This is a genomic window from Streptomyces sp. GMY02 (assembly GCF_019056675.1).
GTDB classification, from domain to species: domain Bacteria; phylum Actinomycetota; class Actinomycetes; order Streptomycetales; family Streptomycetaceae; genus Streptomyces; species Streptomyces odonnellii.
Genome location: NZ_CP077658.1, coordinates 1,902,980 through 1,927,508, shown reverse-complemented (window position 1 = coordinate 1,927,508; position 24,529 = coordinate 1,902,980). Strand labels below are relative to the sequence as shown.

Below are 24,529 nucleotides of genomic sequence, written 5' to 3'. Positions count from 1 at the left end.
CACCCCCGGGGACGCCTCCCGGACCAGGCCGGGCGCGCCCGCGCCGTCGAGGTGAACCCATGAGCCGTACCCCCGCCGCCCCCCTGGACGTACTGATCCGCCGCCTCGATCCGGAGGTTCCGCTTCCGGGGTATGCGCATCCGGGCGACGCCGGGGCCGATCTGGTCACCACCGAGGCCGCCGAACTGGCCCCCGGGGAGCGGGCCGTACTGCCCACGGGAGTGTCCATCGCCCTGCCCGACGGGTACGCCGCCTTCGTGCATCCGCGCTCCGGACTGGCGGCCCGATGCGGCGTCGCCATGGTGAATGCCCCGGGGACGGTGGATGCCGGGTACCGTGGAGAGATCAAAGTGATCGTGGTCAATCTGGACCCGCGCGAGAGCGTTCGGTTCGAGCGGTTCGACCGGATTGCCCAGTTGGTCGTCCAGCAGGTCGAGAAGGTCCGCTTCCACGAGGTGGCGGAGCTTCCCGGGTCGGCGCGGGGCGACGGGGGCTTCGGGTCCACCGGCGGTCATGCCGCCGTGGGCGGCGTACAGGGCGGGAATCGATACGCTTCGGTCGTATCCGACCGGGAAGGACAGTGACGTGTTCGGACGTCGCAAGAAGAGTGGTTCCGCAGCGGACGCGGCGGACGCAGCGGGCGAGGCCGAGCAGTTCACCGACGATGCCGGTGACGCCGGTGCCGACACGGCTGCCGAAGGGGCGGCCGCGCCCCGCAGGGTGAACCTTCCGCCGGCCCCCAGGCCGGACGGCCCCTGGGACATCTCCGAGGTCTCCAGGCCCGGGGAGGGCCGGGTCGATCTGGGCGGGATCTTCGTTCCCGGGGTCGAGGGCATGGAGCTGCGCGTCGAGGTCGCCGGTGACGCGATCGTCGCCGCCACGGTCGTCGTGCGCGACAGCGCCGTACAGCTCCAGGCGTTCGCGGCGCCCAAGAAGGAAGGTATCTGGGGCGAGGTCCGCGAGGAGATCGCCTCCGGCATCACCCGGCAGGGCGGCATCATCGACGAGGTCGAGGGGCCGCTGGGCTGGGAGCTGCGCGCCCAGGTTCCCGTACAGCTTCCGGACGGCACCGGCGGCGTGCAGCTCGTGCGCTTCATCGGCGTCGACGGACCGCGCTGGTTCCTGCGCGGTGTGATCTCCGGGCAGGGCGCGGTACAGCCCGGCGCCGCGGGGCTGCTGGAGCAGATCTTCCGGGACACCGTGGTCGTACGGGGCGAGGGGCCGATGGCGCCCAGGGACCCGATCGTCCTCAAGCTGCCGGACGACGCGCAGATGGTGGCCGAGGGCGTCCAGCAGGACGAGCAGGAGGGCTCGCGCTTCTCCGGTGGCATGGGACAGCTTCAGCGCGGTCCCGAGATCACCGAGGTGCGCTGAGCCCCTGTCGGCGCTCCGGCCGGACACCGACCGGACTGGCACGCACCGCACTGGCACGTACCGCATCGGCACAGACCTGACTGGCACAGACCTGAGCGACAAGGCTGGTGGGCCGCATCCCTGGACGGGGACGCGGCCCACCGGCCTTTCGTTCGCCCCCACCGGCCTTTCGTTTGCCCGAACGCCGTGGCGCCTGCGAGCCAGGGCGGATGCCTTGCCGTATGCGGCACATCACAAGGCACGGCGTCGGCCATATGAAGTCCGTCAAGCCCGCGGCACCGGCCGTATGGGACCCGTCAACGCGAGCCTGACCGGGCGGATCAGCCGGTTTCCTCAGGGAGTCAGTTTTTCCCGACTCTTCTAGGAGTGCGCGGTGGCCGATGTGGCCTTCGTTGTCACCACGATCGCGGTGTTCGCGCTGGTGGCCCTGATCGCCAGGGGGTGGCGAAGCTATGACGGCCGAGAACGTGGTCGGGCTGTTGGTGGCGGTCGCCCTGCTGGGTTATCTCGTCCTGGCGCTGCTCTTCCCGGAGAGGTTCTGAGTGATGAGCTCCGTCCTCGCCGGTGTGCTTCAGTTGCTGGCGCTGGTTGTCGCGCTGGGTCTGGTGTACCGCCCGCTGGGCGACTACATGGCCCGGACCTATTCCTCGACGAAGCATCTGCGGGTCGAGAAGTGGATCTACCGCGCGATCGGCGCGAATCCCGCGACCGAGATGCGCTGGCCCGCCTATCTCCGTGGAGTGCTGGCGTTCTCCGCGGTGAGCGTGCTGTTCCTGTATCTGCTGCAACGGGTGCAGGGGGTTCTTCCCGGGTCGCTCGGCTTTTCGTCGATCGATCCGGACCAGGCGTTCAACACGGCCGCGTCGTTCGTCGCGAATACGAACTGGCAGTCGTATTACGGCGAGCAGGCCATGGGCCATGTCGTGCAGACCGGTGGCCTGGCCGTACAGAATTTTGTCTCCGCCGCCGTCGGCATGGCCGTGGCGGTGGCGCTGGTACGGGGCTTCGCCCGGTCCCGTACCGGGGAGCTGGGGAACTTCTGGGCGGACCTGGTGCGCGGCACCGTCCGCATCCTGCTCCCCCTGTCCGTGATCGGCGCGATCGTGCTGGTCGCCTGTGGCGCCATCCAGAACTTTGCCGGGATCCATGAGGTCGGGCAGTTCCTGGGCGGTTCGCAGCAGTGGAACGGCGGTGCGGTGGCCTCGCAGGAGGCGATCAAGGAGCTGGGCACCAACGGCGGCGGTTACTTCAACGCCAACTCCGCCCACCCCTTCGAGAACCCCACCCCGCTCTCCAACCTCTTCGAGATCTTCCTGATCCTGGTGATCCCGTTCGCGCTGACGCGGACGTTCGGGACGATGGTCGGCAGTGTGAAGCAGGGCTACGCGATCCTCGCCACGATGGCCGCCGTCTGGATCGGGTTCACCGCGCTGATGATGTGGACCGAGTTCGCCCACCACGGCCCGGCGTTCGATATCGCCGGTGGCGCGATGGAGGGCAAGGAGACCCGATTCGGGGTCGGCGGCTCGTCCATCTTCGCGGTGGCCACGACGCTCACGTCGACCGGTGCGGTGAACTCGTTCCACTCCTCGTTCACGGGGTTCGGCGGCGGTATCACCATGCTGGGGATGCAGCTCGGTGAGATTGCGCCCGGCGGGACCGGATCCGGTCTGTACGGGATGCTGATCATGGCGATCATCGCGGTGTTCATCGCCGGGCTGATGGTCGGCCGTACGCCCGAGTATCTGGGCAAGAAGATCGGCAGCCGTGAGATCAAGCTGGCCGCGAGCTACATCCTCATCACCCCGGCGCTGGTGCTCTGTTTCACCGCCGCCGCGATGGCCCTGCCCACCCCGGGCAACTCCATGACCAACTCCGGGCCGCACGGCTTCTCGGAGATCCTGTACGCCTACACGTCGGGCGCCAACAACAACGGCTCGGCCTTCGCCGGGCTGAACGCGGACACGCAGTGGTTCAACACCACGATCGGCCTGGCCATGCTGCTCGGCCGCTTCCTGCCGATGGTGTTCGTCCTGGCGCTGGCCGGCGCGCTGGCCACGCAGCGGCCCGTACCCGAGACCGCGGGCACCCTGCGTACCCACAAGCCGCTGTTCACCGGACTCCTGGTCGGCACGATCATGATCGTCACCGGGCTGACCTATTTCCCGGCCCTCGCGCTGGGACCGCTGGCCGAGGGGCTGGCGTCATGAGCACTCGTCTGAAGCAAGAGGGCACGATGTCCGCTGTCACTCCGTCCCGTGCGCCGCACCCGCCGGTATCCCCCGGACCCGGTCCGGGCGGGAAGGCACGGGTGGGCGGGGGCCTGTTCGATCCCCGTCTGCTGATCACGTCCGTCCCGCAGGCGGTCAGGAAGCTCGATCCGCGGGTGATGGTCAAGTCGCCCGTGATGTTCGTGGTCGAGGTCGGCTCGGTGCTGTCCACGGTCTTCGCCGCGATCCATCCCGGCGACTGGTTCGGCTGGGCGATCGCCGCCTGGCTCTGGCTGACCACCGTCTTCGCCAATCTGGCCGAGGCGGTCGCGGAAGGCCGGGGCAAGGCGCAGGCGGACACCCTGCGCAGGGCCAGGACCGACACCGTCGCCCGGCGTGTCATCGGCCCGGACGAGGAGCGCGTACCCGGCACCGACCTGCGGGTCGGGGATCTGGTGGTCTGCGAGGCCGGGGACATCATCCCCGGCGACGGCGATGTCGTCGAAGGCGTCGCTTCCGTGGACGAGTCCGCGATCACCGGCGAATCGGCGCCCGTGATCCGGGAGTCGGGCGGTGACCGCTCGGCTGTCACCGGCGGTACGAAGGTGCTCTCCGACCGGATCGTCATCAGGATCACGACGAAGCCGGGCGAGACGTTCATCGACCGGATGATCAAGCTGGTGGAGGGCGCGGCGCGGCAGAAGACGCCCAATGAGATCGCGCTGAACATTCTCCTCGCGTCCCTCACCATCGTCTTCCTCCTGGCCGTGGTCACCCTCCAGCCGTTCGCGGTCTATGCCGGGCAGCGGCAGTCGATGATCGTGCTGATCGCTCTGCTGGTGTGTCTGATACCGACGACCATCGGGGCGCTGCTCTCCGCGATCGGCATCGCGGGCATGGACCGGCTCGTCCAGCGCAATGTCCTCGCCATGTCCGGGCGCGCCGTCGAGGCCGCCGGCGATGTGTCGACACTGCTGCTCGACAAGACCGGCACCATCACCCTCGGCAACCGGCAGGCCGCCGAATTCCTCCCCGTCCCGGGCGTCACCGAGGCCGAACTGGCCGATGCCGCCCAGCTTTCCTCGCTCGCGGACGAGACGCCCGAGGGCCGCTCCATCGTCGTCCTGGCGAAGGAGAAGTACGGGCTGCGGGAGCGCCACCAGGGGCAGTTGGCCGGTGCCGAGTGGGTGGCCTTCACCGCCCAGACCCGGATGTCCGGTGTCGACCTCACCGAGGACGGGACGCGGCGCCAGGTCCGTAAGGGAGCCGCCGGCGCGGTGACCGCGTGGGTCGCCGGGCGCGGCGGCAGCGTGGCCCGGGACTGCCAGGGACTGACCGACCGGATCTCGCAGGCCGGCGGCACACCGCTGCTGGTGGCCGTTGAGGACGAGCGGGGTGCCCGCGCCCTCGGGGTGATCCATCTCAAGGACGTGGTGAAGGAGGGGATGCGGGAGCGGTTCGACGAGCTGCGCCGGATGGGCATCAGGACCGTCATGATCACCGGTGACAACCCGCTGACCGCGAAGGCCATCGCGCAGGAGGCCGGTGTCGACGACTTCCTCGCCGAGGCCACGCCCGAGGACAAGATGGCCCTCATCAAGCGCGAGCAGGCCGGCGGCAAGCTGGTCGCGATGACCGGGGACGGTACGAACGACGCGCCCGCCCTGGCCCAGGCGGACGTCGGGGTGGCCATGAACACCGGCACCTCGGCCGCCAAGGAGGCCGGGAACATGGTGGACCTGGATTCCAACCCCACCAAGCTGATCGAGATCGTGGAGATCGGCAAACAGCTCCTCATCACGAGGGGCGCGCTCACGACGTTCTCCATCGCCAACGACGTGGCGAAGTACTTCGCGATCATCCCCGCGATGTTCGCCGTGGTCTATCCGAGCCTCGGCAAGCTCAACATCATGGACCTCTCCTCGCCCGAGTCCGCGATCCTCTCGGCGGTCGTCTTCAACGCGCTGATCATCGTCGCGCTCGTACCGCTCGCCCTGAAGGGCGTGCGCTACCGGCCCGCCGGCGCCGACCGGATGCTCCGCAGAAACCTCGGGATCTACGGTCTCGGCGGGCTGATCGCCCCGTTCATCGGCATCAAGATCATCGACCTGCTCATCTCCCTCATCCCCGGAATCGGCTGATCACGCCATGAACAACTCCGTAGGAAACACCGCACGGCTGCTCGGCGCCGGGCTGCGCGCCCTGCTGGTCCTGACCGTCCTCTGCGGCGTCCTCTACCCCCTCGCGGTCACCGGCGTCGCCCAGGGCCTCTTCCCGGGCAAGGCCAACGGCTCCGAGGTCACCCGGAACGGCACGGTGGTCGGGTCCTCGCTCATCGGGCAGCGGTACGACCTGCCGCTCAAGGAGGGCCAGGACACCCCGGAGCCGGACCTGAAGTGGTTCCAGCCCCGCCCGTCCAACGGCCTGGGCAGCAACAGCGTCAACACCCAGTACAAGCTCATACTCTCCGGGGCCACCAACCGCTCCGGCGACAACGAGGAACTGATCCAGTGGGTCAAGGACGCCAAGGCCGCCGTGGTGAAGGACAACTCCACCCCCGGTTACCGGGTCAGGCCCCAGGACGTGCCCCCCGACGCCGTCACCTCCTCCGGTTCGGGCCTGGATCCGCACATCTCACCCGAGTACGCCGAACTCCAGGCGCACCGCGTCGCCGAGAAGAACCACCTGGACGTCGAGCAGGTGGAGAAGCTCGTCGACGACAACACCCAGGACCGGATCCTCGGCTTCATGGGCGAGCCCCGGGTCAATGTCCTTCAGCTCAACATCGCGCTCAAAGAGCTGGCCGGCTGACCTTCGTACACCGGTCCCGGTACGGAGATGTCCGTACCGGGACCAAGGTCGCCACCGTGTCGGACGCGGTGGCTCTTCTGGAAGACAATGGGGCCATGGGACGCGGCAAGCTTCGTATCTATCTGGGCGCGGCACCGGGCGTCGGGAAGACGTACGCGATGCTCTCCGAGGCGCACCGCCGGGTCGAGCGGGGCACCGACTGCGTCGTGGCCTTCGTCGAGCACCACGACCGGCCCCGTACGGAGGTCATGCTGCACGGCCTCGAAGAAGTGCCCCGCCGGTCCATCGAGTACCGCGGCACCACCTTCACCGAGATGGATGTCGACGCGGTGCTGGAGCGCCGCCCGGCCGTCGCCCTCGTCGACGAGCTGGCGCACACCAATGTGCCCGGCTCGCGCAACGCCAAGCGCTGGCAGGACGTCGAGGAACTGCTCAAGGCGGGCATCGAGGTCGTCTCCAGCGTCAACATCCAGCATCTGGAGTCACTCGGTGACGTCGTCGAATCGATAACGGGTGTACGGCAGCAGGAGACCGTTCCCGACGAGATCGTCCGGCGGGCCGACCAGATCGAACTGGTCGACATGTCGCCCCAGGCCCTGCGCCGACGGCTGGCGCACGGCAATGTCTACAAACCCGACAAGGTGGACGCCGCGCTCTCCCACTACTTCAGGCCGGGCAATCTCACCGCGCTGCGTGAACTGGCCCTGCTCTGGGTCGCCGACCGGGTCGACGAATACCTCCAGCAGTACCGGGGCGAGCACAACATCCGCACCACCTGGTCGGCCCGCGAACGCATCGTCGTCGGCCTCACCGGCGGCCCGGAGGGGCGTACGCTCATCCGCCGCGCCGCCAGGATGGCCGCCAAGGGCTCCGGCAGCGAGATCCTCGCCGTCTACATAGCCCGCAGCGACGGCCTGACCGCCGCCTCGCCCAAGGAGCTGGCCGTCCAGCGCACCCTGGTCGAGGATCTCGGCGGCACCTTCCACCATGTCATCGGCGACGACGTCCCCTCCGCGCTGCTGGAGTTCGCGCGCGGGGTCAACGCCACCCAGATCGTGCTGGGCTCCAGCCGCCGCAAGACCTGGCAGTACATCTTCGGCCCCGGCGTCGGCGCCACCGTCGCCCGGGAGTCCGGCCCGGATCTGGACGTGCACATCGTCACGCACGAGGAGGCCGCCAAGGGCCGCGGGCTGCCGGTGGCGCGCGGGGCCAGGCTCGGCCGCTCCCGGATCATCTGGGGCTGGCTGGCCGGGGTCGTCGCGCCCGTGCTGCTCTCGCTGCTGCTGTCCATGGTGGGCAACTCGCCGGGGCTCGCCAACGATGTCCTGCTCTTCCTCTTCCTGACCGTGATGTCGGCGCTGCTGGGCGGGCTGCGGCCGGCGCTCGCCTCCGCCGCGGTGGGCTCGCTGCTGCTCAACTTCTACTTCACGCCGCCCACCCACACCCTGACCATCTCGGACCCCAAGAACCTGGTCGCCATCGTGATCTTCTTCGCGGTGGCCGTGTCGGTGGCGTCGGTGGTCGACCTGGCGGCACGCCGTACCCATCAGGCGGCCCGGCTCAGAGCCGAGTCCGAGATCCTCTCCTTCCTCGCTGGCAGTGTGCTGCGCGGCGAGACCACGCTGGACGCGCTGCTGGAGCGGGTCAGGGAGACCTTCTCCATGGAGTCCGTGGCGCTGCTCGAACGCAAGAGCGATGTCGACCCCTGGACCTGCGCGGGCAGTGTCGGACCGCGGCCCGTCGACCGCCCGGAGTCGGCCGATGTCGACATGCCGGTCGGCGACCACATGGCGCTGGCGCTCTCCGGCCGGGTGCTGCCGGCCGAGGACCGCCGGGTGCTCGCCGCCTTCGCCGCGCAGGCCGCCGTCGTACTGGACCGGCAGCGCCTGGTGGGGGAGGCGGAGCAGGCCCGTGAACTGGCCGAGGGGAACCGTATCCGTACGGCCCTGCTCGCGGCCGTCAGCCACGATCTGCGGACCCCGCTGGCAGGGATCAAGGCATCCGTATCCTCGCTCCGCTCCGACGACGTCGAATGGTCCGAGGAGGACCGGGCGGAGCTGCTCGAAGGCATCGAGCACGGAGCCGACCGGCTCGACCATCTCGTCGGCAATCTCCTTGACATGTCCCGGCTCCAGACCGGCACCGTCACCCCGCTGATCCGGGAGATCGACCTCGATGAGGTGGTTCCGATGGCGCTCGGCGGCGTACCGGAGGACAGCGTGGAGCTGGACATCCCCGAGTCGCTGCCCATGGTCGCCGTCGACCCGGGCCTGCTGGAGCGCGCGGTCGCCAATATCGTCGAGAACGCCGTCAAGTACAGCCCCGACGCCAAGAAGGTCACCGTCGCCGCCAGCGCGCTGGGGGACCGGGTCGAGGTACGGGTCGTCGACCGCGGCCCCGGTGTTCCCGAGGACGCCAAGGAACGGATCTTCGAGCCCTTCCAGCGCCACGGCGACGCGCCGCGCGGTGCCGGGGTCGGCCTCGGGCTCGCGGTCGCACGCGGCTTCGTCGACGCGATGGGCGGCACCCTCACCGCCGAGGACACCCCCGGCGGCGGCCTGACCATGGTTCTCACCCTCACAGCGGCGGCCGGGATCGCCCCGGTGCGCCGCGAACCACCGGCCCGGATCAGCTCATGACCGGGACAGCAGAAAGGCGGACCGCTATGACGCGGGTGCTCGTGGTCGACGACGAGCCGCAGATCGTACGCGCCCTGGTGATCAACCTCAGGGCGCGGAAGTACGAGGTGGACGCGGCCTCCGACGGGGCCGGCGCGCTCGAACTCGCCGCCGCGCGCCACCCCGACGTCGTCGTGCTCGACCTCGGGCTGCCCGACATGGACGGGGTCGAGGTCATCAAGGGGCTGCGCGGCTGGACCCGGGTCCCGATCCTGGTGCTCTCGGCCCGCCACACCTCCGACGAGAAGGTCGAGGCGCTGGACGCCGGCGCCGACGACTATGTGACCAAGCCCTTCGGCATGGACGAGCTGCTGGCCCGGCTGCGCGCCGCGGTCCGGCGGGCCGAGCCGGTCGGCGGGGACGGCGACGACCTGACCGCGGTCGTCGAGACCGAGGGCTTCACCGTGGACCTGGCCGCCAAGAAGGTGCACCGCGAGGGCAGGGACGTACGGCTCACCCCGACCGAGTGGCACCTGCTGGAGGTGCTCGTACGCAACACGGGACGGCTGGTCAGCCAGAAACAGCTCCTCCAGGAGGTCTGGGGGCCCTCGTACGGCACGGAGACCAACTACCTGCGGGTCTATATGGCCCAGCTCCGCCGGAAGCTGGAGACGGATCCCTCGCACCCCAGGCACTTCGTCACCGAGCCGGGCATGGGCTACCGCTTCGAGCGCTGATCCGGACCGCTCCGGGGGCACCGGTCCGTACCCCGCTCCGGAGCGAGTTGATCCGGTCCCGCTCCGGAGCCGGTCCGGATCCCGCGCCCCTGGATCCGGTGGCCCCTCGCCCCGGTACGCTCTAACCATGAGTGCTGAGAAGCCGACCGGCCGCTTCCGCCGGATGCTCGACCGGCTGTCCAGCTCCCAGGAGGATCTGGAGTCCGAGGAGCTGCGGGAGGACGCGCAGGCGTCGGGGTGCACGAAGATCTCCGACTGCAACGACCGCCAGATCGTCCGGGTGACTGGTACGTTGCGGACGGTCACCCTGCGTCCGCGGGCCGGAGTGCCCGCGCTGGAGGCGGAGCTGTTCGACGGCACCGCGCCGCTGGACGTGGTGTGGCTGGGCCGGCGCTCCATCATGGGCATAGAGCCGGGCCGCAGACTGATCGCCTCCGGCCGGATCTCCCTGAGCCACGGTCGGCGGGTGCTGTTCAATCCCAAATACGAACTCCGACCGCTCGGACAGGAGTAGCCGGTGACGTCACCCGACAAGCCCGCCGCCTCGAACGTTTCCAGCGCCTCCGTCTCCGGTGCCTCACCCGAAGGTCCTGACGGCCCGGACAGCCCGGACGGTGACGCGAAAGCCGTCACCGAGGCGGCGCTGTTCGAGGCCTTCGGGGGCCTGCGCGGCATGGTGGAGACCGTACTGCCGGGCCTGCTCTTCGTCACGATCTTCACCATCAACCAGGACCTGCACACCTCGGCGATCGCCGCGCTCGCGGTCTCGCTGCTGCTCGTCGTGGTCCGGCTGATCCGCCGGGACACCGTCAAGCACGCGTTCAGCGGGGTCTTCGGGGTGGCCTTCGGCGTGGTCTTCGCGATGATGACCGGCAACGCGAAGGACTTCTATCTGCCGGGCATGCTCTACACGCTGGGGCTGTCGCTCGCGTACATCATCACGACGCTGGCGGGCGTGCCGCTGATCGGGCTGATCCTGGGCCCGGTCTTCAAGGAGAACCTCTCCTGGCGGACACGCAATCCGGGCCGCAAGACCGCGTACGCGAAGGCGAGTTGGGCGTGGGGGCTGATCCTGCTCGCCAAGTGCGCGATCCTGTTCCCGCTCTACCTGTGGGCCGATACGACACAGCTCGGCTGGGTGCTGATCACGCTGAAGATCCCGCCGTTCCTGCTGGCGGTCTATCTGACCTGGGTGTTCCTGGCGAAGGCGCCGCCGCCGATCGATGTCTTCGCCGAGATGGAGGCGGAGGAGGAGGCGGAGCGGGCCCGCAAGGCCGCGGCCGTCACCACCCCGAACGGCCCGACGAGCCACCGCCGCGAGCGCTGACCCGGCATCCGGCCGACCCGGCATCCAAGAGCGGCCGTTCAAGAGCGGCAAGGGCCCGGCTCCGTATCCAGGTGCCGGGCCCTTTCTTGTTACGCGCGTGAGCAGGCGACGTACGTGCGTACTCCGGGCGCGGCCGACGCTCACGCGGCCGACGTCAGCCCGCCGCGCCGGTTGCTCAGCCCGCCGCGTCCTCCCTGCGTACCGACAGCAGGTCCTCCAACTGCTCCTCACGGGCCTGCGCCGCCACGAACAGTAGCTCGTCGCCCGCTTCCAGCGTCTCCTCCGGACTCGGCGTGAGTACGCGCGTACCGCGGATGATCGTCACCAGCGAGGTGTCCTCGGGCCAGATCACATCGCCCACCAGCGTGCCCGTCACGGCCGACTCCGGCGGCAGCGTCAGCTCGACCAGGTTGGCGTCGCCATGGCTGAAGCGCAGCAGACGCACCAGATCGCCGACGCTCACCGCCTCCTCCACCAGCGCCGACATCAGCCGTGGCGTGGACACCGCGACATCGACCCCCCAGGCCTCGTTGAACAGCCATTCGTTCTTGGGGTTGTTGACCCTGGCCACCACCCGCGGCACGCCGTACTCCGTCTTGGCGAGCAGCGAGACGACCAGATTGACCTTGTCGTCCCCGGTTGCGGCGATCACGACATTGCAGCGCTGGAGCGCCGCCTCGTCCAGCGAGGTGATCTCGCAGGCATCGGCAAGCAGCCACTCGGCCAGCGGTACCCGCTCCACCGAGATCGCGGTCGGCGCCTTGTCGATCAGCAGCACCTCGTGTCCGTTCTCCAGCAGCTCGCCCGCGATGGAACGGCCCACCGCGCCTGCCCCGGCAATCGCGACCCGCATCAGTTCCCGCCTCCGTCCGGGCCCTCGGCGAATGCCGCCTCGACCTTCTCGATATCGTCCGTGCGCATCATCACGTGGACGAGATCGCCCTCCTGAAGCACGGTCTGGGACGTCGGCAGCATCGCCTCGCCGAGCCGGGTGAGGAACGCGACGCGCACCCCGGTCTCCTCCTGAAGCGTGCTGATCTTGTGGCCGATCCAGCTCGGTGCCGTATGCACCTCGGCCAGTTGCACCCCGCCGCTCGGGTCCCGCCACAGCGGCTCCGCGCCCGACGGCAGCAGCCGGCGCAGCATCTGGTCGGCGGTCCAGCGGACCGTCGCCACGGTCGGGATACCGAGGCGCTGATAGACCTCGGCCCGCCGCGGGTCATAGATCCGGGCGGCGACATTCTCTATGCCGAACATCTCGCGGGCGACCCGCGCCGCGATGATGTTCGAGTTGTCCCCGCTGCTCACGGCGGCGAAGGCGCCGGCTTCCTCGATCCCGGCCTCGCGCAGGGTGTCCTGGTCGAACCCGACCCCGTTGACGCGGCGGCCGCCGAAACCCGAGCCGAGCCGGCGGAACGCGGTGGGGTCCTGGTCGATGACGGCGACGGTGTGCCCCTGTTGCTCCAGGGTCTGCGCGAGTGCGGCTCCCACCCGGCCGCAGCCCATGATGACGATGTGCACGTGGACTTACCCCGCACTCCTGGTCGCCTTGCTGACCTGCGAAAACACCCTGTTCACTCTTCCTTTTCGACCTGCCGGGCATCCAGCGGGACACCGTATACGACGGTCCCCCGAGTCGAGCTTATGCGGCAGGGGTGACAATCCAGTCATCCACGTGGGGGCCCGGCTCGGCAAGAGGCCGGGCCCGGCCCGGCGGGAGCGCGACAGGAGCGCGGCGGGAGCGCGGCGGGAGACCCGGGCCGGAGGCCCTCCGGCCCGGGTCCCCTGGGCCGGAGAGCCTTCGGCGAAGAGCGCAGGACAAGAAGGGGAGCGGCAGGAGAAGAGGGGGTGCTGCCCTCACGGGCCACCGTGCGAGCGCATAGCATCCTGTCGTGTCCAAACTGACCGACGTGCCCAAACGGATTCTCATCGGGCGGGCGCTGCGTAGCGACAGACTTGGGGAAACGCTCCTCCCCAAACGCATCGCGCTGCCCGTCTTCGCCTCCGACCCGCTGTCCTCGGTGGCGTACGCGCCAGGAGAGGTCCTCCTCGTCCTGTCCATCGCGGGTGTGTCGGCCTACCACTTCAGCCCGTGGATCGCGGTGGCCGTCGTGGTCCTGATGTTCACGGTCGTGGCCTCGTACCGGCAGAACGTGCACGCGTACCCGAGCGGCGGCGGCGACTACGAGGTGGCCACCACCAACCTCGGCCCCAAGGCCGGACTCACCGTCGCCAGCGCCCTGCTGGTCGACTACGTGCTCACCGTGGCCGTGTCGATCTCCTCCGGGGTGGAGAACCTCGGCTCCGCGATCCCGTTCGTCGTGGAGAACAAGGTCCTCTGTGCCATCGCGATAATCGTGCTGCTGACGCTGATGAACCTGCGCGGTGTCCGGGAGTCCGGCAAGCTCTTCGCGATTCCGACGTATGTCTTCGTCGGCGCCGTATTCATCATGATCGTCTGGGGGGCGGTCCGCGGACTCGCCTTCGGCGACACCATGAGGGCACCGACGGCCGGCTTCCAGATCAAGCCGGAGGAACAGGGGCTGGCCGGCTTCGCGCTGGTCTTCCTGCTGCTACGGGCCTTCTCCTCCGGCTGTGCCGCGCTGACCGGCGTCGAGGCGATCAGCAACGGCGTGCCCGCCTTCCGCAAGCCGAAGAGCAAGAACGCGGCGACCACGCTCGCCCTGATGGGCGGCCTCGCCGTCACCATGTTCTGCGGCATCATCGGCCTGGCCATGGCCACCGATGTGAAGATGGCGGAGTCGCCGGGCACGGATCTGCTCCGCAACGGTGTGCCGGTCGGCTCGGACTATGTGCAGAACCCGGTGATCTCCCAGGTCGCCGCCGCCGTCTTCGGGGACGGCACCTTCTTCTTCGTCCTGCTCGCCGCGGCCACCGCGCTCGTGCTCTTCCTGGCCGCGAACACCGCGTACAACGGCTTCCCGCTCCTCGGCTCGATCCTCGCCCAGGACCGCTATCTGCCACGGCAGTTGCACACCCGCGGCGACCGGCTGGCCTTCTCCAACGGCATCGTGCTGCTGGCCGGCGCCGCCGCCCTGCTGGTGGGGCTGTACGGCGCGGACTCCACCCGGCTGATCCAGCTCTACATCGTCGGCGTCTTCGTCTCGTTCACCCTGAGCCAGACCGGCATGGTCCGGCACTGGAACCGACATCTCAAGACCGAGCGGAACGCGGCCAAGCGCCGCCACATGATCCGCTCCCGGGCGATCAACACCTTCGGCGCCTTCTTCACGGGCCTGGTGCTGATCGTCGTCCTCGCCACCAAGTTCACACACGGCGCCTGGGTCGCGCTGCTCGGCATGGTCATCTTCTACGGGACGATGACCGCGATCCGTAAGCACTACGACCGGGTCTCCGACGAGATCGCCGCCGCCGAGGGGCCCTCCGACGACAGCGTGCGGCCGTCCCGGGTGCACTCCATCGTGCTGGTCTCCAAGGTCCACAAGCCCACGCTGCGCGCGCTCGCGTACGCCAAGCTCATGCGCTCGGACACCCTGGAGGCCCTCAGCATCAGTGTCGATCCGGCCGAGACGAAGGCGCTCAAGGACGAGTGGGAGCGGCGTGGCATCAATGTGCCGCTGAAGATCCTCGATTCGCCGTACCGCGAGATCACCCGGCCGGTCATCGAGTACGTACGCGGCCTGCGGACCGAGAATCCCCGGGACGCGATCAGTGTCTACATCCCGGAGTATGTGGTCGGCCGGTGGTACGAGCACCTGCTGCACAACCAGAGCGCGCTGCGGCTCAAGGGGCGGCTGCTCTTCACACCGGGGGTCATGGTGACCTCGGTGCCGTACCAGCTCGAATCCTCGGAACTGGCGAAGCAGCGGGCGAAGAAGCGGCGCGTGTACGTGGCGCCGGGCGCGGTCCGGCGGGGACCTGTGGACGCGCGGCCGGGGGACACGGGCGGTGGTGCAGGTGCCGGTACGGGTACGGGTACGAAGGCGCCGGGCAGTGGGTCCGCGTCGGGGAGCGGGACGGGGAGCGGTACGGGTAGCGGGACGAAGCGCTGAGCGGTCGGCGCGGCCCTGACACGCACGTAGACTGGTGGGCTGGCGTTCCGCCGTACCTCTTGACTTGCGTACCCGTAAACCCTTGACACCTTGATCCTTTGGAGCCACCCCGTCATGCACACAGAACCGCAGGCTTCGCTGGTCGGGGAGGAGTACGAGGTCGAGGTGGGCCCCGTCGCACACGGAGGCCACTGCGTCGCCCGCACCGAAGAGGGCCGGGTGCTGTTCGTACGGCACGCCCTGCCCGGCGAACGGGTCCGCGCCCGGGTGACCGAGGGCGGCCCGGACTCCCGCTATCTCCGCGCCGACGCGGTGGAGATCATCGACGCCTCCAAGGACCGGGTCGAGGCGCCGTGCCCGTACGCCGGTCCCGGCCGCTGCGGCGGCTGCGACTGGCAGCACGCCAAGCCGGGTGCGCAGCGGCGCTTCAAGGGCGAGGTCATCGCCGAGCAGCTCCGCAGGATCGCGGGCCTCACCCCGGAGGAGGCGGGCTGGGACGGTACGGTCGTGCCCGCGCCCGGCGACAAGCTGCCGACGGGCGAGGTGCCCGCGTGGCGCTCCCGTGTGCAGTACGCGGTCGACGAGCGGGGGCGCGCGGGGCTGCGGCGGCACCGCTCGCACGAGGTGGAGCCGGTCGAGCACTGCCTGATCGCCACCGAGGGCGTCAGCGAACTGGGCGTCGAGCGGCGCGAATGGCCGGGGATCGCCACGGTCGAGGCGATCGCCGCGTCGGGCTCCGGCGACCGGCAGGTGATCCTCACCCCGCGCGAGGGCGGTCGGCTGCCGCTGGTCGAACTGGACCGGCCGGTTTCCGTACTGCGGGTCGAGGAGCGCGACGGGGGAGTGCACCGGGTGCACGGCCGCGACTTCGTACGCGAGCGGGCCGACGGCCGTACGTACCGCGTCGGCATGGGCGGCTTCTGGCAGGTGCACCCGCAGGCTCCGCAGCTTCTTGTCGAGGCCGTGATGCAGGGGCTGATGCCGAGGAAGGGCGAGACGGCGCTCGATCTCTACTGCGGCGTCGGGCTGTTCGCCGGGGCGATCGCGGAGCGGGTGGGGGAGACCGGCGCGGTCCTGGGCATCGAGTCCGGCAAGCGCGCGGTGGAGGACGCCCGGCACAACCTCCAGGACTTCCCCCGCGTCCGTATCGAACAGGGCAAGGTCGACCAGGTGCTCCCCCGCACCCGGATCACCGAGGCGGACCTGATCGTCCTCGACCCGCCCCGCGCGGGCGCCGGCAAACAGACCGTCACCCAACTCGCCCGCCTGGGCGCCCGCCGCATCGCGTACGTGGCCTGCGACCCGGCAGCCCTGGCCCGAGACCTGGCGTACTTCCGGGAGTCCGGCTACCGCCCGCGCACTCTGCGGGCCTTCGACCTGTTCCCGATGACGCACCACGTGGAGTGCGTGGCGATCCTTGAGCCTGTCGCCAAGGGCGTCTGACCAAGCTAGAGGCTCATTGCCGCACCAGTCTGGCCGAGTCCGCCGTACTGACCGACTCTGCCGCACTGACCGAGTCCGCCGAGCCGCGCCCCGGCCACCCTGTCCTCGTCCTCGGCGTCGACGCCGGCCGACGGCGCCAAGACCGCTGAAGCGGCCGGGGCGGCGTGGCTCTCAGGGCCGCTCGTCCTCCGGGTCGTCCGTCTTGGGCTCGTTCGTCGTCGGGCCGGTCGTTCCCCGTGCGCCCGTTCTCAGGCCGTCCATCACCAGGTCCAGCAGCCGTGTGGCGCGGGGTTGCCAGTCGGTGGTGTGGGGGTCGATCTGCCAGAGGCCGGCGATGGCGAGCAGGAAGTCGTCGGGGGTGAGGTCCGGGCGGATCGTGCCGGCTTCCTTGTTCGCGTTCAGCAGGAGCGTGACCGCCTGGCTCACCGGGGAGTAGCCGATCCGGGCCAGGCTGCCGTGTGTGCTGGTGCTCTTGCGCAGGGCGTCGGCCAGACCGGCCTTGGCCATGGCGTACTGGGCCAGGCGGTCCATCCACTCCCTCAGGGCCCGGTCCGGCGTGCGGGTCCGGAGCAGCCGGGCGGCGGTGTCGGCGACCTGCTGCATCTCGTAGCGGTAGACCTCCATGACGAGGGCCTCGCGGTTGGGGAAGTTGCGGTAGAACGTGCCCTGACCGACGCCCGCCTTCTTCGCGATCACGCTCAGCGGTGCGTCCGCGGCCCGCGTCAGCTCGTCCAGCGCGACCTCCAGAATGCGCTCGCGATTCCGTTGCGCGTCCGAGCGCAGCGCCGCGCCCTTCTCTTCCCGCGCTTCTTCTCGCACCCGTCCTCCTTCCGGAATCCGGTCAACCGGAATCACGGCACAGCCCGGCCTTGCTAACCGGACAACTGTCCGCTAGGTTCGATAGCAACCGGACAGTTATCCGCTTGCCTCCACCATAGCGGCGGATCCGGCCAGTGCGGCCGACCGGTACCCATTGTCGCTGTTCGCCCACCCCCTGCCTTCCCCCCACCCCCGCCATCCCGTGCCGTCTGCCGGGATCACGTTCGACACGCATCAGCAATGCGAAAGAAGGCTGATCATGGCCCCAGCCCCGTCAACCACGCACAGTGCCATCACCCTGAACATCAACGGCGAGAAGCACACGCTGCCCGTCGACCACCGCACCACCCTGCTCGACGCCCTGCGTGAGCGTCTTGATCTGACCGGTACCAAAAAGGGCTGTGACCAGGGACAGTGCGGTGCCTGTACGGTGCTGCTCGATGGGCGTCGGGCCGTCTCCTGTCTTCAGCTCGCGGTCGCGGCCGAGGGGCGCGAGATCACCACCATCGAAGGCGTGGCCGACGGCGACCGGCTGCATCCGGTGCAGCAGGCCTTCGTCGAACTCGACGGCTATCAGTGCGGCTACTGCACACCGGGGCAGATCTGTTCGGCCATCGCGGTGATCGAGGAACACGCGGCGGGCTGGCCGAGTGCCGTGACCGACGATGTACGGCCCGAAGCGGGGGCACCCGCCCTCACCGCCGAGGAGATACGCGAGCGGATGAGCGGAAACCTGTGCCGCTGTGGCGCCTACGTGTCGATCGTGCAGGCGGTCGCACGGGCGGCGGAGGCAACGGCCGGGAAATCCGATATCGCGCCCGCCGAGGCCGCCGATGCCGAGTCCGCAGATGTCGAGCCCGCCGACGTCAAGGAGGTTGCCGCATGAGGGAATTCGGCTACGAACGTGCTCTCGACGTCTCCGCGGCGGTCGCCCTGCTCGGCGCCGCCCCCGACGCCCGCTTCCTCGGCGGCGGCACCAACCTCGTCGATCTGATGAAGGCCGGCGTGGAAAGGCCCTCGCTGCTCATCGATGTGCGCGAACTTCCGCTCGGCGAAGTCGAGTTCAGCCACGACAGCGGACTGCGCGTCGGCGCGACCGTCACCAACAGCGATCTCGCGGCCCACCGCGAAGTGCGCCGTCACTACCCGGCGTTGGCGCAGGCCGTTCTGGCCGGCGCCTCGGGACAGCTCCGCAACATGGCCACGGTCGGCGGGAATCTGCTCCAGCGGACCCGCTGCGGATACTTCACCGACCTCAGCAAACCGTGCAACAAGCGTTCGCCCGGCAGCGGTTGCCCCGCCCTCACGGGGGAGCACCGCAACCACGCGATCCTCGGCGCCTCCGGGCACTGCGTCGCCACCCACCCCTCGGACATGGCCGTCGCGCTCGCCGCCTTCGACGCCGTCATCTCGTACGAAACGGCCGACGGCCCCGGCGAGTTGACGATCGACGAGTTCTACCGGCCCGTGGGCGACACCCCGCACATCGAGACCGCCCTCCCGCCCGGCGCGCTGATCACCGGCGTCACGCTGCCGCCGGCCCCGGTCGCCGCCCACTCCCGGTACCGGAAGGTGCGCGAGCGTGCCTCGTACGCCTTCGCGATCGGCTCGCTCGCCGCCGCGCTCGACGTCCAGGACGGTGTCGTACGCGAAGTGCGCCTCGCGTTCGGTGCGGTCGCGTCCCGGCCGTGGCGGGCCCGTACCGCCGAGCGGGCGCTGACCGGCGGCCCGGCGACCGCGGAGGCGTTCGCCGCCGCGGCGGACGCCGAGCTGGCGGCGGCCGAGGCGCTTCCCCAGAACGGATACAAGGTGCCGTTGACCCGCAATCTCATCGTGGCCGTGCTGACCGGTCTCACCGAGGAGGCCTCCCGATGACCCCGCCGACCACACCGGTCACGACGCCCCGGCCCACCGCCGTGACGGGAGCCCTCGGCACCGCCCGTACCCGGGTGGAGGGCCGCGCCAAGGTCACCGGGGCGGCCCGCTACGCCGGGGAGATACCGTTCACCGAACTCGCCCACGGCTGGCTGGTGTTGTCGACCGTGGCCCGTGGACACATCCGCTCCGTGGCGGACACCCCCGTCCTGGCCATGCCCGGTGTCCTCACCGTGCTGCACCACGGCAACGCGCCGCGCGTCGACACCGACTACATCGGCGTCGTGGGACGACCGAACCCGGTCCTCGGGCTCTTCCAGCACGACCGCGTGCCCTTTGTGGGCTGGCCGGTGGCGCTGGTCGTGGCCGAGACGCCCGAGCAGGCCAGGGAGGCCGCCGAGGCGCTGGTGGTCCGGTACGACGAGGAGCCGCACGACGCCGCGTTCTTCGCCGGACACCCCGGCGCGTACACACCGGCGGACAGCCCGCTGGTCCGGGCTGAGACCGAGATAGGCGACGTGGCGGCCCAGCTCGGCCTGTCCGCCGTCGTCGTGGACGAGGAGTACACGACACCGGAGGAGCACCACAACGCGATGGAGCCCCACGCGGCGACGGCCCGCTGGGACGGCGGCCGGCTCGACGTCGTGGACTCCAACCAGGGCAGCACCTGGGTGGCGACCGAACTCGCGCAGCTCTTCTCCCTCGATCCGGCCTCCGTACGGGTACGGTCCGAACACGTCGGCGGCGGCTTCGGATCGAAAGGTCTGAGCCCGCACCAGGTGGCTGCCGTGATGGCCGCGACCGTCCTTCACCGCCCGGTCCGAGTCGTACTGACACGCCGTCAGATGTTCTCCCTCGTCGGCTACCGCAGCCCCACGGCACAGCGGATCAGGCTCGGCGCCGACGCCGATGGCCGGCTGCGCGCGTTCGACCACCGGTCTACGAGTCTCACGTCGACCGTGCACGAATTCGTCGAGTCGAGCGCCGTGCTGGGGCGCGTGATGTACGACGCCGACGCGCATCACACCCTTCACCGGCTCGTACGGCTCGATGTGCCGACCCCGGGCTGGATGCGCGCGCCGGGCGAGGCACCGGGATCCTTCGCTCTCGAATCCGCCCTCGACGAACTCGCCGAGAAGTGCGGTATCGACCCGATCGCGCTGCGCGCCCGCAACGAACCCGAGACGGGTCCGGTGTCCGGGCTGCCGTTCAGCAGCCGCAATGTGCTCGCCTGCTTCGAGGAGGGCGCCCGCAGATTCGGCTGGGCGGACCGGGACCCGCGTCCCGGACTGCGCCGTGAGGGGCGCTGGCTGCTCGGGACCGGAACGGCGGCGGCCACGTACCCGTCGGGGGCCCGCCCGTCCACGGCGGCCGTGACCGCGGAGGCGGACGGCACCTTCACCGTACGGATCAACGCGACGGACATCGGGACCGGGGCGCGGACCGCGATGACCCTGGTCGCCGCGGAGGCGCTGGCCGTGGACCCGGACCGTGTCCGCGTGCGCATGGCGGACAGCGACCTCGGCCCCGCGGTGTTCGCCGGCGGCTCGATGGGCACGCGGTCCTGGGCGTGGGCGGTGACCATCGCGGCGGAGGAGCTGCGGGAGCGACTGGCCCTCGGAGGCGGCATTCCGCCCGAGGGGATCACCGCCCGGTCCAACACCGCCGAGGCCATCGCTGCCCTCGCGAAGCGGGAACGGCACTCCTTCGGAGCGCAGTTCGCCGAGGTCGCGGTGGATGTCACCACCGGTGAGGTACGCGTACGACGGCTGCTCGGCATCTACGCCGCGGGCACCATCGTCAACCCGCTCACCGCCCGCAGCCAGTTGATCGGGGGAATGACCTGGGGGCTGTCCATGGCCCTCCACGAGGAGGCGGTCAGGGACACGGCCTCCGGCGGGCATGTCGGCGCCGACCTCGCGGGCTATCACTTCGCCGCGCATGCCGATGTGCCGCTCATCGAGGCGGACTGGGTGGACGATCCCGTTCCCGACGACCCGGTCGGGATCAAGGGCATCGGCGAGATCGGCGTGGTGGGTGTCGCCGCCGCGATCGCCAACGCGGTGTGGCACGCGACGGGCGTACGCCACCGGGACCTGCCGATCCGTCCGGACCGTGTCCTGGAGGCGGCGGACGAAGCCCGGCGCGCGGCGGCGCGGGAGACCGGGAGCGTGGCGGCGGAAGGGGCCGGAAGTGCTTGATCTCGCCGGAGAGCTGAACCGCTGGTTCGAGGAGGGCCGGGACTTCGCCGTCGCGACGGTCGTGGCCGTCGACGGCAGCGCGCCGCGCGACCCCGGCGCCGCGCTCGCCGTCGACAGCGACGGCACCGCCATCGGTTCCGTCTCCGGCGGGTGCGTGGAAGGAGCGGTGTACGAGCTGTGCGCCCAGGCGCTCCAGGACGGCCGGACCGTGCGCGAACGGTTCGGGTACAGCGACGAGGACGCCTTCGCGGTGGGACTCACCTGCGGTGGCGTCATTGACGTCCTGGTCACGCCGGTGCGCGCGGACACCCCGGTGTTCCGGGCCGGCGTCTCGGCCGCGGACCGGGGCGAGGCCGCGGCGCTCGCCCGGGTGGTCCGGGGCCCGGGCGGCCTGCTCGGCGGCGCGCTGCTCGTACATCCCGACGGATCGTACGAGGGCGGTCTCGGCGGACATCCGGAACTGGACCGGACAGCGGCGGCGCAGGCCCGCGCCATGCTGGACACCGGCCGCACCGGCACCGTCGAGATCGCGGAGGACGGGTCGCACTGCCCGGGCGGTGTGACGCTGTTCGTGGAGTCGAAGGTGCCTCCGCCCCGGATGATCGTCTTCGGCGCCGTGGACTTCGCGACGGCGCTGGTACGGGTGGGCAAGTTCCTCGGGTACCACGTGACCGTGTGCGACGCCCGGCCGGTCTTCGCCACCCGGGTCCGGTTCCCCGAGGCCGACGACCTCGTGGTCGACTGGCCGCACCGCTATCTCCGGTGCACCCCGACCGACGAGCGGACCGTCCTGTGTGTGCTCACCCATGACGCCAAGTTCGACGTTCCGCTGCTGGAGACGGCCCTGCGGCTGCCGGTCGCGTTCGTCGGCGCGATGGGTTCGCGCCGCACCCACGAGGACCGCGACCGCCGCCTGCGCGAAGTGGGCCTCACGGACGCCGACCTGGCCCGGCTGCGCTCGCCGATCGGCCTCGACCTCGGCGGCCGTACGCCCGAGGAGACCGCCCTCTCCATCGCGGCGGAGATCGTCGCGGCGCGCCGGGGCGGGACGGGGGTCCCGCTGACCGGCTCGGGGACGTTCATCCACCATGACGTCGACGGGAGGCAGCAGGACGGCGGGCAGCCGGACGGGACCCGCCCACGAGCGGCGGCGTGACCGGCTCGGCCTGCCGCGGGCGCCTGGTCAGGGACGGTCGGGCACGGTCAGGACTGGTAGGTCCCCTGCGCGCAGCCGTACGGTCTGCTGTTCCACGGAGTGGGCGGCGGGGTGCTCGGAAGGGCATGACACTGCACATGCGCGGCCTCGGCCAGCCGCATCTTGAGGAACCGGTGCGGCTCGCCAGGGGTACGGACGAGCCGGTCCGGCGTCAGCATTTCCAGGGCCGCCCGGTCGCCCGCCAAGGCGTCGGCCACCCGAAGCATTCCGCGTAAGGGAAGGCCGTTCACCCGGACTTCGGCCGCGTTCGAGAGCCGCCACCGCGCGGGAATGGCCGCCGCGGTCTCCACGAGCCTTCTGCGGATGCGGTCGAGATGCGTACGGCGCACATAGTCGTGCGGTGCCGGTGCCGGTGCCGGCACCGGGCCCCCGGCTACCGGCGCCCCGGCCGCCGGTGACCTCCGGCTCCGACTACCGGTGCGCGGGCGTCGCCCCGATCGCTCCCATCGACCGCAGATAAGGAAGGACCTGCTCGGACACTCCGGCCGGCGGCCGGATCCCCAGCCGCTCCAGCCGGGCCGTCCTCAGCCACGGTCGCGCCGGCCTGAGCGCGCCGGACTCCGTCCGCGGTCCCCGCGACGGCCGGAGCAGGGAGAGGGGAAGGCCCGCCGCTTCCGCGATCTTCCTGCCCCAGGCGTACTTCGTCACGCCTTCCTGGGCGGCCACATGGAGGATGCCGCCGAGATCCGCGGCGAGGGCCCGCTCCAGCGTGCGGGCCACATCGCTCGTCCAGGTCGGCTGGCGTACGAGCCGGTCGTCCAGTTCGAGGGAGACTTCGTTCCTGAGGGCCTGAAGGACGGACTCGGTCCAGTTCGGGCCGCGCCCCGGCACCCGCTGCCCGTAGAGCACGGGAAGGCGCACGATCAGATGGTCGGGGACCCGGGACGTGTGGAGTTCACCGCCGCGTTTTGTCTCCCCGTAGATCTGAAGCGGCAGCGGGGCGGCCTTTTCCTCGTACCCGTCGGGGGCTGTGCCGTCGAAGACGTACTCCGTGGAGATGTACACCAGTTTCACACCGCGGCGGGCGCACTGCTCCGCCACGATCCTGGTGGTTTCGGCGTTCACCCGGCGGGCCATCCCGGGGTCGTCCTCGCACTGCTGCACATCGGCGTTCGCCACACAGTGGACACAGACGTCCAGGGGCTGTTCCGCGAAGAACGCCTCCACATCCCGGCGCGAACCGGCTTCCATACGGCGGCAGTTCGGGTGGTCCTGGGAGTAGGACCAGCCGAGCACTTCGTTGCCGACGGCGGACAGAGTGGTCATCAGCTCGGCCCCCAGCATGCCGCCGGCGCCGGTCACAAGAATCCTTCGAGGCATGTCGTCTCTTCTCCGCCGCTCTGGTGCCTGCGGCATCGTCGGGGCGTCAAGGCGCGCGACATGGCGCGGCTGTGCTGGTGAAGCGTGGTGGATCCGGGGCGGTGGGCGTGAGTCCGGAGTGCTTCGAAGTGCTTCGGAGCGCACTGGTGTGACCGGGGGGTGGTCATGGGGGACCGCGGACGGAGGAGGGGGAACGGGGGCGGGATACCCCACACGAGTCGACGCTGGCTCGCGCGCTCATGGAAGCGCTCCCATGCCGCCATGATTGCCACCGTGGCTGATCACTGTCAACAGCCCCCTGGCCCCCTGCCCCGCCGTGGCGCCGACCTCGCCACCCCGCAAGGATCCATTCGCTTTTATCCCGGAATGTGACACATTCTCACCGCCGACGGCCCGTATCGCGCGGACCGTACGGCGGGCGCGTGGGGTCGGGTGCACACCGCTGTGATCACATGCACGCGACCGGACAGCCCGGCCCATTATGGTGAATTGTCCACTTTCTCCCTATGGTTCATTTGTGGGGTATTAGGACAACTTGTCATCC

21 protein-coding genes are annotated in these 24,529 nt (G+C 70.2%); 16 read left to right on the top strand and 5 right to left on the bottom strand.

Annotated elements, in window-relative coordinates:
- The first annotated feature begins 59 nt into the window (after nucleotides 1-59).
- The 10 genes from dut (at nucleotide 60) to KQY30_RS07965 (ending at nucleotide 11,077) form a co-directional block, all read left to right on the top strand.
- A complete protein-coding gene (gene dut, locus KQY30_RS08010; protein ID WP_046494417.1) occupies nucleotides 60-584 on the top strand; it encodes a dUTP diphosphatase in 525 nt (174 codons plus the stop codon).
- Nucleotide 585: 1 nt separating this feature from the next.
- A complete protein-coding gene (locus tag KQY30_RS08005; RefSeq protein WP_217306244.1) occupies nucleotides 586-1,374 on the top strand; it encodes a DUF3710 domain-containing protein in 789 nt (262 codons plus the stop codon).
- 452 nt (nucleotides 1,375-1,826) lie between these two features.
- Complete coding sequence (kdpF, locus tag KQY30_RS08000) at nucleotides 1,827-1,916, top strand: K(+)-transporting ATPase subunit F (RefSeq protein WP_217306243.1); 90 nt, start codon at nucleotides 1,827-1,829, stop codon at nucleotides 1,914-1,916.
- A 3-nt stretch (nucleotides 1,917-1,919) separates the two neighbouring features.
- Entirely contained in the window at nucleotides 1,920-3,584 is a 1,665-nt protein-coding gene (gene kdpA / locus KQY30_RS07995) for a potassium-transporting ATPase subunit KdpA (protein WP_217306242.1), read from the top strand.
- A gap of 26 nt (nucleotides 3,585-3,610) precedes the next feature.
- The gene (gene kdpB, locus KQY30_RS07990) at nucleotides 3,611-5,725 is read left to right on the top strand and encodes a potassium-transporting ATPase subunit KdpB (protein WP_217310866.1); all 2,115 of its coding nucleotides are present in this window, start codon (nucleotides 3,611-3,613) and stop codon (nucleotides 5,723-5,725) included.
- A 7-nt stretch (nucleotides 5,726-5,732) separates the two neighbouring features.
- Nucleotides 5,733-6,395 carry a potassium-transporting ATPase subunit C gene (locus tag KQY30_RS07985; protein ID WP_217306241.1) on the top strand — a complete coding sequence of 221 codons (663 nt, stop codon included), beginning with the start codon at nucleotides 5,733-5,735 and terminating at the stop codon, nucleotides 6,393-6,395.
- 95 nt (nucleotides 6,396-6,490) lie between these two features.
- Entirely contained in the window at nucleotides 6,491-9,034 is a 2,544-nt protein-coding gene (locus KQY30_RS07980; protein WP_217306240.1) for a sensor histidine kinase KdpD, read from the top strand.
- Between the two features lie 26 nt (nucleotides 9,035-9,060).
- The gene (locus KQY30_RS07975; RefSeq protein ID WP_046494406.1) at nucleotides 9,061-9,750 is read left to right on the top strand and encodes a response regulator; all 690 of its coding nucleotides are present in this window, start codon (nucleotides 9,061-9,063) and stop codon (nucleotides 9,748-9,750) included.
- 127 nt (nucleotides 9,751-9,877) lie between these two features.
- Nucleotides 9,878-10,264 (top strand): OB-fold nucleic acid binding domain-containing protein, encoded by a 387-nt coding sequence (locus KQY30_RS07970; protein ID WP_217306239.1) that lies wholly within the window; start codon nucleotides 9,878-9,880, stop codon nucleotides 10,262-10,264.
- A 3-nt stretch (nucleotides 10,265-10,267) separates the two neighbouring features.
- Complete coding sequence (locus tag KQY30_RS07965) at nucleotides 10,268-11,077, top strand: DUF3159 domain-containing protein (RefSeq protein ID WP_254407014.1); 810 nt, start codon at nucleotides 10,268-10,270, stop codon at nucleotides 11,075-11,077.
- Between the two features lie 175 nt (nucleotides 11,078-11,252).
- Here KQY30_RS07965 and KQY30_RS07960 read toward each other — a convergent pair whose 3' ends face one another.
- Together KQY30_RS07960 and KQY30_RS07955 are read right to left on the bottom strand one after the other, a co-directional pair.
- Complete coding sequence (locus KQY30_RS07960) at nucleotides 11,253-11,930, bottom strand: TrkA family potassium uptake protein (protein ID WP_046494402.1); 678 nt, start codon at nucleotides 11,928-11,930, stop codon at nucleotides 11,253-11,255.
- Nucleotides 11,930-12,598, bottom strand: coding sequence for a TrkA family potassium uptake protein (locus tag KQY30_RS07955; RefSeq protein ID WP_046494400.1), 669 nt, complete (start codon nucleotides 12,596-12,598; stop codon nucleotides 11,930-11,932). The genes KQY30_RS07960 and KQY30_RS07955 overlap by 1 nt, the downstream gene beginning before the upstream one ends.
- A 371-nt stretch (nucleotides 12,599-12,969) precedes the next feature.
- Between KQY30_RS07955 and KQY30_RS07950 the strand changes: the two genes are divergently transcribed.
- Both KQY30_RS07950 and KQY30_RS07945 read left to right on the top strand, forming a co-directional pair.
- Nucleotides 12,970-15,111 (top strand): APC family permease, encoded by a 2,142-nt coding sequence (locus KQY30_RS07950; RefSeq protein ID WP_217306238.1) that lies wholly within the window; start codon nucleotides 12,970-12,972, stop codon nucleotides 15,109-15,111.
- 114 nt (nucleotides 15,112-15,225) lie between these two features.
- Nucleotides 15,226-16,554, top strand: a complete 1,329-nt coding sequence (locus KQY30_RS07945; RefSeq protein ID WP_217306237.1) for a class I SAM-dependent RNA methyltransferase — start codon at nucleotides 15,226-15,228, stop codon at nucleotides 16,552-16,554.
- 171 nt (nucleotides 16,555-16,725) lie between these two features.
- On the opposite strand, the gene KQY30_RS07940 is transcribed toward KQY30_RS07945, so the two are convergent.
- Nucleotides 16,726-17,373 (bottom strand): TetR/AcrR family transcriptional regulator, encoded by a 648-nt coding sequence (locus KQY30_RS07940; RefSeq protein ID WP_254407013.1) that lies wholly within the window; start codon nucleotides 17,371-17,373, stop codon nucleotides 16,726-16,728.
- A gap of 259 nt (nucleotides 17,374-17,632) precedes the next feature.
- On the opposite strand from KQY30_RS07940, the gene KQY30_RS07935 reads away from it, so the two are divergent.
- From KQY30_RS07935 to KQY30_RS07920, 4 genes are read left to right on the top strand one after another with little or no spacing between them, the layout of a single operon-like run.
- Nucleotides 17,633-18,259: a (2Fe-2S)-binding protein gene (locus KQY30_RS07935; RefSeq protein ID WP_217306236.1), complete on the top strand. Its 627-nt coding sequence runs from the start codon at nucleotides 17,633-17,635 to the stop codon at nucleotides 18,257-18,259.
- A complete protein-coding gene (locus tag KQY30_RS07930) occupies nucleotides 18,256-19,248 on the top strand; it encodes a xanthine dehydrogenase family protein subunit M (RefSeq protein ID WP_217306235.1) in 993 nt (330 codons plus the stop codon). Before KQY30_RS07935 ends, KQY30_RS07930 begins: the two co-directional genes overlap by 4 nt.
- Entirely contained in the window at nucleotides 19,245-21,449 is a 2,205-nt protein-coding gene (locus tag KQY30_RS07925) for a xanthine dehydrogenase family protein molybdopterin-binding subunit (RefSeq protein ID WP_217306234.1), read from the top strand. The genes KQY30_RS07930 and KQY30_RS07925 overlap by 4 nt, the downstream gene beginning before the upstream one ends.
- Nucleotides 21,442-22,605, top strand: a complete 1,164-nt coding sequence (locus tag KQY30_RS07920; protein ID WP_217306233.1) for an XdhC family protein — start codon at nucleotides 21,442-21,444, stop codon at nucleotides 22,603-22,605. The genes KQY30_RS07925 and KQY30_RS07920 overlap by 8 nt, the downstream gene beginning before the upstream one ends.
- Nucleotides 22,606-22,652: 47 nt before the next feature.
- Here KQY30_RS07920 and KQY30_RS07915 read toward each other — a convergent pair whose 3' ends face one another.
- Nucleotides 22,653-23,027 (bottom strand): hypothetical protein, encoded by a 375-nt coding sequence (locus tag KQY30_RS07915; protein WP_217306232.1) that lies wholly within the window; start codon nucleotides 23,025-23,027, stop codon nucleotides 22,653-22,655.
- 49 nt (nucleotides 23,028-23,076) lie between these two features.
- Nucleotides 23,077-23,985 (bottom strand): SDR family oxidoreductase, encoded by a 909-nt coding sequence (locus KQY30_RS07910; RefSeq protein WP_217306231.1) that lies wholly within the window; start codon nucleotides 23,983-23,985, stop codon nucleotides 23,077-23,079.
- Nucleotides 23,986-24,529 lie beyond the last annotated feature (544 nt).

What these genes read in the sequence shown, in the direction of transcription:
- KQY30_RS07930 (WP_217306235.1), top strand. Translation starts at nt 18,256, where the DNA reads ATGAGGGAATTCGGCTACGAACGTGCTCTCGACGTCTCCGCGGCGGTC.
- kdpF (WP_217306243.1), top strand. Translation starts at nt 1,827, where the DNA reads ATGACGGCCGAGAACGTGGTCGGGCTGTTGGTGGCGGTCGCCCTGCTG.
- KQY30_RS07970 (WP_217306239.1), top strand. Translation starts at nt 9,878, where the DNA reads ATGAGTGCTGAGAAGCCGACCGGCCGCTTCCGCCGGATGCTCGACCGG.
- KQY30_RS07975 (WP_046494406.1), top strand. Translation starts at nt 9,061, where the DNA reads ATGACGCGGGTGCTCGTGGTCGACGACGAGCCGCAGATCGTACGCGCC.
- KQY30_RS07935 (WP_217306236.1), top strand. Translation starts at nt 17,633, where the DNA reads ATGGCCCCAGCCCCGTCAACCACGCACAGTGCCATCACCCTGAACATC.
- kdpB (WP_217310866.1), top strand. Translation starts at nt 3,611, where the DNA reads ATGTCCGCTGTCACTCCGTCCCGTGCGCCGCACCCGCCGGTATCCCCC.
- KQY30_RS07945 (WP_217306237.1), top strand. Translation starts at nt 15,226, where the DNA reads ATGCACACAGAACCGCAGGCTTCGCTGGTCGGGGAGGAGTACGAGGTC.
- dut (WP_046494417.1), top strand. Translation starts at nt 60, where the DNA reads ATGAGCCGTACCCCCGCCGCCCCCCTGGACGTACTGATCCGCCGCCTC.
- KQY30_RS07910 (WP_217306231.1), bottom strand. Translation starts at nt 23,985, where the DNA reads ATGCCTCGAAGGATTCTTGTGACCGGCGCCGGCGGCATGCTGGGGGCC.
- KQY30_RS07925 (WP_217306234.1), top strand. Translation starts at nt 19,245, where the DNA reads ATGACCCCGCCGACCACACCGGTCACGACGCCCCGGCCCACCGCCGTG.
- KQY30_RS07980 (WP_217306240.1), top strand. Translation starts at nt 6,491, where the DNA reads ATGGGACGCGGCAAGCTTCGTATCTATCTGGGCGCGGCACCGGGCGTC.
- KQY30_RS07985 (WP_217306241.1), top strand. Translation starts at nt 5,733, where the DNA reads ATGAACAACTCCGTAGGAAACACCGCACGGCTGCTCGGCGCCGGGCTG.
- kdpA (WP_217306242.1), top strand. Translation starts at nt 1,920, where the DNA reads ATGAGCTCCGTCCTCGCCGGTGTGCTTCAGTTGCTGGCGCTGGTTGTC.
- KQY30_RS07960 (WP_046494402.1), bottom strand. Translation starts at nt 11,930, where the DNA reads ATGCGGGTCGCGATTGCCGGGGCAGGCGCGGTGGGCCGTTCCATCGCG.